The sequence below is a fragment of the Streptomyces flaveus genome, from assembly GCF_014647675.1.
Lineage (GTDB): Bacteria > Actinomycetota > Actinomycetes > Streptomycetales > Streptomycetaceae > Streptomyces > Streptomyces flaveus.
Genome location: NZ_BMPQ01000010.1, coordinates 58,177 through 62,922 on the forward strand (window position 1 = coordinate 58,177; position 4,746 = coordinate 62,922).

A 4,746-nucleotide genomic window follows, 5' to 3' on the forward strand; every position below is an offset into this window, starting at 1 on the left:
CGGCCGCCGAGCGCAGCGGCGTCCTCGACCGCGTCCTGCCCTCCCGCCTCGCCCAGATGGACCTGCGCTACCCCGCCGAGGGGCCCGCGCTCGGCTCCCTCGGCCCCGGAACGCGGCTGCCGGACATCCCCCTTCCGTCCGGCGGCCGCACCCATGACCTGCTGCGCGACGGGCGGCACGCGCTGCTCGTCCTCGCGGGCCGCACTCCCTTCCCCGGGCGGAACGTGCCCGCCGGTGCGCACCTGGACGCGCGGACCGCCCGCGCCCTGGGCGCCCGCCGTCCCGGAGCCGTGCTCGTACGCCCCGACGGCGTCGTCGCCGCGGCCGCCGCCCTCACCGACCAGGCCGCCCTGCGCCGCCTGGAACAGCTGCTGCCCACCGGGTACGGCGACACCGGCACCGGCATCAGCACCGCCACCACGCCCCCGGCACCCGTAATCCACGAGGAGAAGGAATGACCACCACCACACCGCGCACCCTGGACCGCGTCCTGCTCGGCGGCCGCCTGGAGGTGTCCGCGATCGGCCTCGGCTGCATGGGCATGGCCGAGTTCTACGGAGACCGCGACGAGGCCGAGTCGATCCGCACCATCCACGGCGCCCTGGACCGGGGCATGGACTTCCTCGACACCGCGGACATGTACGGCGCGGGCCTGAGCGAGGAGATCGTCGGCCGCGCGCTGGCCGGCGGACACCGCGACCGGGCCACCCTCGCCACCAAGTGCGGCCTCATCCGCACGCCCGAGGGTGTCCGGGTCGACGGGAGTCCCCGGCACATCGCCGAGGCGGTCGACGCCAGCCTCGAGCGCCTGGGCACCGACCACATCGACCTGTACTACCTGCACCGCGTCGACCCCGACGTGCCCGTCGAGGAGTCGGTGGGCGCCATGGCGGAGCTCGTCGAGGCCGGAAAGGTACGGCACCTGGGCCTGTCCGAGGCCGGTGCGGCGGCGATCCGCGCCGCGCACGCCGTGCACCCCATCACGGCGGTGCAGACCGAGTACTCCCTCGCCAGCCGCAACCCCGAGCGCTCCGTGCTGCCCACGGTCCGCGAGCTCGGCATCGGCTTCGTCGCCTACAGCCCCTTCAGCCGCGGGCTGCTCTCCGGGGAACTCTCCGGCGCCGAACTGGCCCCGGACGACATGCGCCGCGGCCTGCCACGGTTCTCCGACGACAACCTCGGCTTCAACCAGCGCCTGGTCACCAGGATCGGCGAGCTGGCCGCCCAACTGGGCTGCTCGCCCGCGCAGTTCGCCCTCGGATGGCTGGTCGCGCAGGGCGTCGTGCCGATTCCCGGAGCCCAGCGGCGTACGCACATGAGTGAGAACGCGTCCGCCGGAGCCGTCCGGCCGGCCCCCGAAGTCCTGCGCCAGGTCGAGGAGATCGCGCCCGCGGGCGCCTTCGCCGGCGAGCGTTTCCCCGACCACCTGCTGGCGCTGGTCCAGGAGGACTGAGACACCGGACGGCCCGGGTGCGACCGCACCCGGGCCGTCCGGTACCCCCTCACCAGGACGGCCCGCTCGCCCCCTCTGCCGGAGCGATGAGCCGGTCGGTGAGCGAGGTGAGCCGCCGCTGGGTGCCGGCGTCGTAGGCGAGGCGGTGCGCCTTGGCCCGGCGGCTCTCGTTGTAGTACTGACCGCTCGCGCCCCGCGCGCCCTCGTCGACGGCGTGCAGCACGGCCGCGGTCCCCTCGGCCACCGACGACCAGGGCCGCACCCCGGCCTCGGTGACCATCGTGGTGTCCATGTAGTTCGCGGGGTGTACGCAGTTGACCCGGATGCCGTCCGCCGCGTACTCCTCGGCGATGGTGAACGTGAAGGCGGCGAGCGCGAACTTGCTGCGCGTGTACGCCTCCATGCCGTCGTAGCGCCGGGTGAACTGCACGTCCTCCGGATCGACGGGACTCTGCCCGATCGAACCGATGTTGAGGACCTGCGCCGAGCCCGCCGCGCGCAGCGGGGAACGCAGGGCGTGGGTGAGGACCACCGGCGCCAAGTAGTTGACGGCCAAGCGCAGTTCATGGCCGTCGCGGCTCACCTCGCGGCGGCGGGAATCACGACCGGCGCCCACGCCCGCGTTGTTCACGAGCAGCCCCAGCGAAGGGTGCTCGGCGGCCACCTTCCGGCCGAGCTCGGCGGTCTCCCGCAGGGACGAGAGGTCCGCGAGATACGGATGGGCCGTGCCGCCCGCCGCACGCAGTTCGTCGACGACCTCGGCGCATCTGCCCTCGTCCCTGCCGTGCACCAGGACGGTCCAGCCGCGGTCCGCGAGGGCCCGCGCGAGACTGCGGCCGAGGCCTGAGGTGGCCCCCGTGACCAGGGCGGGGGCGTCCGGGCGGGGCTGTCCCTCGCCGCTCCGCTCAACTCGGCGCTCTTGTCGGTTCATGAACTCGGTCCTTCCTCCGGCGCCGCGGGTGTCCGGAGTTCGATGGCGACCATGACGAGGGTCCGGTCGGAGAGGTTGCGGACGTAGTGCCGCATGGGCAGGGACTCGCCGCGGTTGTGTACCACCTGGCCCGTCTCCAGCGTCACGGCTTTGATCAACTCGCCGTGTTCGTCCAGGGATTCACCGTGCGCCCCGGAGAGCACCACGGTCACCCAGGGGTGACGGTGGGTGTGGGCGGGCCGCTGCTCGCCGGGCGGCACGGTCTCCACCCAGCACTTGACGTGCTCCTCGTCGATGAGCAGGTCGGTGCCCAGCTCCTGCCAGGGTTCAAGCGGCATGGCCGGCCTCCGTGCGGTGGTCCGTGGTGGGGCGGGGTGCGGCGATCCGGGAGAGCAGCCGCCGCGGATTGTCGACGAGGAGGGTGCGCACGATCTCCTCGTCGATGCCCGGCTCCTTCAGGAGCATCGGCAGGACCCGCTCGAAGAGATGCACATAGCTCCAGCCCGGATACGTCCGTTCCCGCTGCTCGGCCGTCAGATAGTCGATGTGCACCGGGTGGTCCTGCGAGACGAGCAACTGGGCGCTGTGGCCCGCCCGTACGAGCGCGGCGAGCGTGGCGTTGCGCTGCTCGTCGGGGGCGAAGGGCGTCATGCCGTACCGGTCGTAGCCCAGCACGCAGCCGGTGTCGGCGAGAGCGCGCAGCCCGTCGAGGTCGGCGGAGTCCCCGGCGTGTGCCACGACCACGGAGCCCGCGGCCACGCCCTCCTTATCCAGGATCCGCACCAGCTGAAGGCCGTTGCCCTCGAAGGGGTCGCAGTGCACGACGACGGGGACACCGGTCTGCCGGTGCACCTCGGCGACGACGGCGGCCATCCGGTGCGCGGCCGCGTCCGGCGGGGTGCGCTCACAGGCGAACTTCACCAGGCCCGCCCGTACGGTGCTGTCCCCGATGCCGGTGGTGACATCGCGCAGGAGCAACTCGATCAGCGGGTCGTCGGCCTCGATGGCGGCGCCGGGACCGCGGAAGCGGGCGAAGAGCGGGATGCCGTCGACGCTGTAGACGCCGGTGGCGAGCACGATGTTCACCGGGGTGTGCTCGGCGACCGCCCGCACCAGCCCGATGTCGCGGCCCTGGCCCAGCACCGTCATGTCCACCAGGGTCCGCACACCGGCCGTGTAGGCCTGTGCCAACTGGCGTACGGCCTCACGTACTCCGGCCTCCCGATCCCACAAGTGAGGGAAATTCGACTGGAATTCAGAACTCAGCACGAAGAGATGCTCATGCGCGAGTGTGACGCCCAGCTCCGCCGCGGCGACCGGGCCGCGGACCGTCGGAATCGGGTCGTGCGGGAGTGGAGTTTCCGTGCTCACAGAGAACCGCCTCGGAACGACAGCCATGGCGCCGGGCGGACCAATGCGCCCGACGACAACCCATGGTGGCGCGCCCGCGAAGGCCTAACCAGGTGGTGTTCCAACTAGCATGAATCCCCGCCTCCCTGCCTCTCGTGCGAGCTGAGAGCGTCATATGTGGCCGGGCCGCCACTTCTGTTCCCGGCTTCTGTTCCCGGCCGACAGGCACTCATTCGCACGTGATCAGGAGACGACCTTGTCAACTTCCCCCGCATCCCCCGTTTCTTCCACAACCGCCGCCTCTCTCTCCGGCGCCCGCGTCGTGGTGATCGGCGGCTCGTCCGGCATCGGCAGGGCGGTGGCCCGCCAGGCCGCCGCCGCCGGTGCGCAGGTCGTCGTCGGCTCCCGCTCCCAGGACAAGCTGGAGCAGACCGCCAAGGAGATCGACGGCATCACCACCGGTGTCGTGGACGTGACCGACGAGGACAGCGTGCGCGCCTTCTTCGCGGGCATCGACTCCCTCGACCACCTCGTCGTCTGCCCCGGCGACATGGCCGTCGGCTCCGTCTACGACGTGTCTCTCGACGATGTGCGCGCCGCCCTCGACACCAAGATCATCGGGCAGCTCGTGAGCGTCCGGCACGCCGGCAGGAAGATCTCCGGCGAGGGATCCATCGTGCTGATCGCCGGTGGGGCCGGCTTCAAGCCGTACGCCGACATGAGCGCGACCGCCGCGGCCAACGCGGGCATCGCGGGCATGGGTCGCTCCCTCGCCGTCGAACTCGCCCCGCTACGCGTCAACGTCGTCGTCGGCGGCATGATCGACACCCCGCTGTGGTCGTTCCTGCCCGACGACGCCCGCGCCGGCCTCTTCGAGCAGACCGCGCAGGGCACGCCGGTGGGCCGCATCGGGCAGCCCGACGACGTCGCGGTGACGGTGCTGCACCTCCTGCAGAACACCTTCATGACCGGTGCGGTGCTGCACGTCGATGGCGGCGGCACGCTGTGAGCG

Annotated in this window: 6 protein-coding genes; 3 read left to right on the forward strand and 3 right to left on the reverse strand. The window is 72.0% G+C overall.

Annotation, left to right across the window (positions count from 1 at the left end):
- Together IEZ21_RS21325 and IEZ21_RS21330 are read left to right on the forward strand one after the other, a co-directional pair.
- A partial coding sequence (locus IEZ21_RS21325) for an aromatic-ring hydroxylase C-terminal domain-containing protein (RefSeq protein ID WP_444544977.1) occupies nucleotides 1-458 on the forward strand: 458 nt, incomplete at its 5' end.
- On the forward strand, nucleotides 455-1,453 hold the full coding sequence (locus IEZ21_RS21330) for an aldo/keto reductase (protein ID WP_189323524.1): 999 nt from the start codon (nucleotides 455-457) through the stop codon (nucleotides 1,451-1,453). The genes IEZ21_RS21325 and IEZ21_RS21330, both read left to right, overlap by 4 nt.
- 49 nt (nucleotides 1,454-1,502) lie before the next feature.
- Here the strand turns inward: IEZ21_RS21330 and IEZ21_RS21335 are convergent, their stop codons facing one another.
- From IEZ21_RS21335 to IEZ21_RS21345, 3 genes are read right to left on the reverse strand one after another with little or no spacing between them, the layout of a single operon-like run.
- Nucleotides 1,503-2,384: an SDR family NAD(P)-dependent oxidoreductase gene (locus IEZ21_RS21335; RefSeq protein WP_189323525.1), complete on the reverse strand. Its 882-nt coding sequence runs from the start codon at nucleotides 2,382-2,384 to the stop codon at nucleotides 1,503-1,505.
- Entirely contained in the window at nucleotides 2,381-2,722 is a 342-nt protein-coding gene (locus IEZ21_RS21340) for a cupin domain-containing protein (protein WP_189323526.1), read from the reverse strand. The genes IEZ21_RS21335 and IEZ21_RS21340 overlap by 4 nt, the downstream gene beginning before the upstream one ends.
- Nucleotides 2,712-3,755, reverse strand: coding sequence for a phosphotriesterase family protein (locus IEZ21_RS21345; RefSeq protein WP_189323527.1), 1,044 nt, complete (start codon nucleotides 3,753-3,755; stop codon nucleotides 2,712-2,714). Before IEZ21_RS21345 ends, IEZ21_RS21340 begins: the two co-directional genes overlap by 11 nt.
- A 235-nt stretch (nucleotides 3,756-3,990) precedes the next feature.
- Here IEZ21_RS21345 and IEZ21_RS21350 point away from each other — a divergent pair, with 235 nt between their 5' ends.
- Entirely contained in the window at nucleotides 3,991-4,743 is a 753-nt protein-coding gene (locus tag IEZ21_RS21350; protein WP_189323528.1) for an SDR family oxidoreductase, read from the forward strand.
- Nucleotides 4,744-4,746: the final 3 nt, after the last annotated feature.